Source organism: Sporichthyaceae bacterium, assembly GCA_036269075.1.
GTDB lineage: Bacteria > Actinomycetota > Actinomycetes > Sporichthyales > Sporichthyaceae > DASQPJ01.
Window position 1 is genome coordinate 1 of the sequence record DATASX010000013.1, and the last position, 3,987, is coordinate 3,987.

4 protein-coding genes are annotated in these 3,987 nt (G+C 68.2%); all 4 read left to right on the forward strand.

What is annotated here, in order from left to right:
- Positions 1-541 (forward strand): DNA-directed RNA polymerase subunit beta' (locus VHU88_02275; protein ID HEX3610491.1); only part of this gene is annotated, 541 nt, incomplete at its 5' end.
- Between the two features lie 778 nt (positions 542-1,319).
- Positions 1,320-1,694, forward strand: a complete 375-nt coding sequence (gene rpsL, locus VHU88_02280; GenBank protein ID HEX3610492.1) for a 30S ribosomal protein S12 — start codon at positions 1,320-1,322, stop codon at positions 1,692-1,694.
- On the forward strand, positions 1,694-2,164 hold the full coding sequence (rpsG, locus tag VHU88_02285; protein HEX3610493.1) for a 30S ribosomal protein S7: 471 nt from the start codon (positions 1,694-1,696) through the stop codon (positions 2,162-2,164). Before rpsL ends, rpsG begins: the two co-directional genes overlap by 1 nt.
- A 53-nt stretch (positions 2,165-2,217) precedes the next feature.
- A partial coding sequence (fusA, locus tag VHU88_02290; protein HEX3610494.1) for an elongation factor G occupies positions 2,218-3,987 on the forward strand: 1,770 nt, incomplete at its 3' end.

Consider the following 3,987-nt stretch of genomic DNA (forward strand, 5'->3'; position numbering starts at 1 on the left):
GGTGCAGGAGGTGTACCGGTCGCAGGGTGTCTCGATCCACGACAAGCACATCGAGATCATCATCCGGCAGATGCTCAAGCGGGTGAACGTGCTCGAGTCCGGCGACACCGAGCTGCTGCCCGGCGAGCTGGTCGAGCGGCCCCGGTTCGAGGCGGTCAACCGCGCGGTGGTGAACGACGGCGGCACCTCGGCTTCCGGCCGGGCCGTCCTGATGGGCATCACCAAGGCGTCGCTGGCCACCGAGTCGTGGCTGTCGGCGGCCTCCTTCCAGGAGACCACCCGGGTGCTCACCGACGCGGCGATCCACGCCAAGTCGGACTCGCTCCTGGGCCTGAAGGAGAACGTCATCATCGGCAAGCTCATCCCGGCCGGCACCGGCATGCCGGTGTACCGGAACATCCGGGTCGAGCCGACCGACGACGCCCGCTCGTCGGCCTTCCCGCCCGGCTCCTACGCCGAGCCTGAGACCTACCCGTTCGGGCAGGGTTCGGGCGAGGCCGTGCCGCTCGAGGAGTACGACTTCGGTTCGTACAACAGGTAAACGCGGCTGACCCGTAACGGGCTGGCGGCCGGCTCCACGCTGACCGCCAGCCCGTTCGGCATATCTACCGAACGGGACCGGCACCCTGCCCCGGGTCCGTGCGAGCCCTCGCCCGGGGGCCGCCCTGGTCGGCGTCCTGGCCTCGGCCCCGCTCACCCGCCCCCGCATCTTGCCGCCCCAGCCCCCGCCGTGCTCGGTGTGCCCCTGGGTACCTGCCTTCTTGCGGACCCCGTGGGCCACCGGCTCTCCGTGGCCGTGCCCGGCCCGGTCCCGCCGTTCGGGCCGGGATTAAACGGGGGAGGGGGTATGTTGTAATAGCACGAGCAATGTACGACGAGCATCCGCGGTCCGCCCCGCAGGGGGACTAGGGCAGTGGGCGCTCGATTTTGCTTGACGGTTGTGTCATGGTAGGTTTCTCATTCGTGTCCGTGTATTCATGGGCGCGTATGCATGCCAGCTGACGGCATGCCAGCTGAGCCGGACCGGGACCGTGGTCATCAGATCGCGGGACGGGGACTGGCCGGGTGGCTGACCTGCTGGCAGCGGGGTCTCTTCCCTTCACGCAGATCGGCTCCTCGCGGGCCAATTGACTTCCGGTCAGGGCGACACGCCCGACCTCGGGGGTCGGCGGAGGGCAGAAAACCCCAGGCTGGGAGGTTGCGGAGTCCCGATTTTGGGGCCCTGAGGCCGCCTAGTGCCTCGAAGGCTCGCCAGCAAAGAACGTGACGGGGCTCGCGCGTGAGCGCGGGCCGGAACGACTGGAAAGACGGAGACGCGGTTGCCCACGATCCAGCAGCTGGTCCGCAAGGGCCGCCAGGACAAGGTAGCGAAGAACAGGACGCCGGCCCTCAAGGAGAGCCCGCAGCGCCGAGGCGTGTGCACGCGCGTCTACACGACGACGCCCAAGAAGCCGAACTCGGCCCTCCGCAAGGTCGCCCGTGTCCGGCTGACCAGCCAGATCGAGGTCACCGCGTACATCCCCGGTGTCGGGCACAACCTGCAGGAGCACTCGATCGTGCTGGTGCGCGGCGGCCGGGTGCGTGACCTGCCCGGAGTTCGCTACAAGATCATCCGCGGCTCGCTCGACACCCAGGGCGTCCGCAACCGGAAGCAGGCGCGCAGCCGTTACGGAGCGAAGAAGGAGAAGAGCTAGTGCCTCGCAAGGGTCCCGCAGCGAAGCGGCAGCTTGTCACCGATCCGGTCTACGGCTCGCCGCTGGTTACCGCGCTGGCTAACAAGGTGCTCAGGGACGGCAAGCGGTCCGTGGCCGAGCACATCGTCTACGGCGCGCTCGAGGGCTGCCGGGACAAGACCGGCAACGACCCGGTGATCACGCTGAAGCGCGCGCTGGACAACGTCAAGCCCACGCTCGAGGTCCGCAGCCGCCGGGTCGGCGGCGCGACCTACCAGGTGCCGATCGAGGTACGCGCCTCCCGCAGCACCACGCTCGCGCTGCGCTGGATCGTCGCCTACTCCAGGAACCGGCGCGAGAAGACGATGACCGAGCGCCTCATGAACGAGCTGCTCGACGCGAGCAACGGCCTCGGCGCCAGCGTCAAGCGGCGCGAGGACACCCACAAGATGGCGGAGTCGAACAAGGCCTTCGCGCACTACCGCTGGTAGACGCGAGCCGGAGCGACTCAGACACCAAAGACTTACGAGAACGAGGAACCAAAGTGGCCACCACGACCGCCGTAGACCTCGCCAAGGTCCGCAACATCGGGATCATGGCGCATATCGACGCGGGCAAAACTACGACCACCGAGCGCATCCTGTTCTACACCGGCATCAACTACAAGATCGGTGAGGTCCATGAGGGCGCGGCCACCATGGACTGGATGGAGCAGGAGCAGGAACGCGGCATCACCATCACGTCTGCCGCTACCACGACGAGCTGGCTCGGCCACACCATCAACATCATCGATACCCCCGGTCACGTGGACTTCACCGTCGAGGTGGAGCGCTCGCTGCGCGTGCTCGACGGCGCGGTCGCGGTCTTTGACGCCGTGGCCGGCGTAGAGCCCCAGTCCGAGACCGTCTGGCGGCAGGCCGACCGGTACGGCGTACCGCGGATCTGCTTCGTCAACAAGATGGACCGGGTGGGCGCCGAGTTCCACCGCTGCGTCGAGATGATCGTCGACCGGCTGGGTGCGACGCCGCTCGTCGTCCAGCTGCCCTGGGGCGTGGAGTCCGACTTCCGCGGGGTCATCGACCTCGTCCGGATGCGCGCGCTGCTCTGGCAGACCGAGGGCAAGGGCGACAAGTACGACATCGTCGGCATCCCCGACGACCACGCCGAGGCCGCGCGCGAGTGGCGCGACCGGCTGCTCGAGACGATCTCCGAGAACGACGACGAGATGATGGAGCTGTACCTGGAGGGCAACGAGCCCACCGAGGAGCAGCTCGTCGCGGCCATCAGGCGCGCCACCGTCGCGGGTTCGCTGACCCCGGTGCTGTGCGGGACCGCGTTCAAGAACAAGGGCGTCCAGCCCATGCTCGACGCGATCGTGGACTACCTGCCCAGCCCGGTCGACATCCCCGCCGTCGAGGGCCACGCCGTCGGCGACGAGGACAAGGTGGTCGAGCGCAGCCCCGACCCCGAGGCGCCGTTCTCGGCGCTGGCCTTCAAGATCATGTCGGACCAGCACCTCGGCAAGCTGACCTACATCCGGATCTACTCGGGCACCGTGGAGTCCGGCAGCACCGTGCTGAACTCCATCAAGGGCCGCAAGGAGCGGATCGGCAAGATCTACCAGATGCACGCGAACAAGCGCGAGGAGCGCCCGTTCGCGGTGGCCGGCCAGATCGTCGCGGTGATGGGCCTGAAGGACACCACCACCGGCGACACGCTGTCCGCGCAGGACAAGCCGGTCGTGCTGGAGTCGATGACGTTCCCGGCGCCGGTGATCAACGTGGCCATCGAGCCGAAGACCAAGAGCGACCAGGAGCGGCTGGGCATCGCGATCCAGCGGCTCGCCGAGGAGGACCCGACCTTCCAGGTCAGGACCGACGAGGAGACCGGGCAGACGATCATCGCCGGGATGGGCGAGCTGCACCTGGAGGTGCTGGTCGACCGGATGCGCCGCGAGTTCAGGGTCGAGGCGAACATCGGGCGGCCGCAGGTCGCCTACCGCGAGACGGTCACCCGCAAGGTCGAGAAGGTCGAGTACACCCACAAGAAGCAGACCGGCGGCTCCGGCCAGTACGGCCGGGTGCTCATCAACCTCGAGCCCACCGGCGGCGACGGCGGCGGGTACGAGTTCGAGAACAAGGTGACCGGTGGGCGGATCCCGCGGGAGTACATTCCGTCGGTGGACGCCGGCTGCCAGGAGGCCGCGGAGTTCGGCGTGCTGGCCGGCTACCCGATGGTCGACATCAAGGTGACGCTGACCGACGGCGCCTACCACGAGGTCGACTCGTCCGAGCTCGCCTTCAAGATCGCCGGC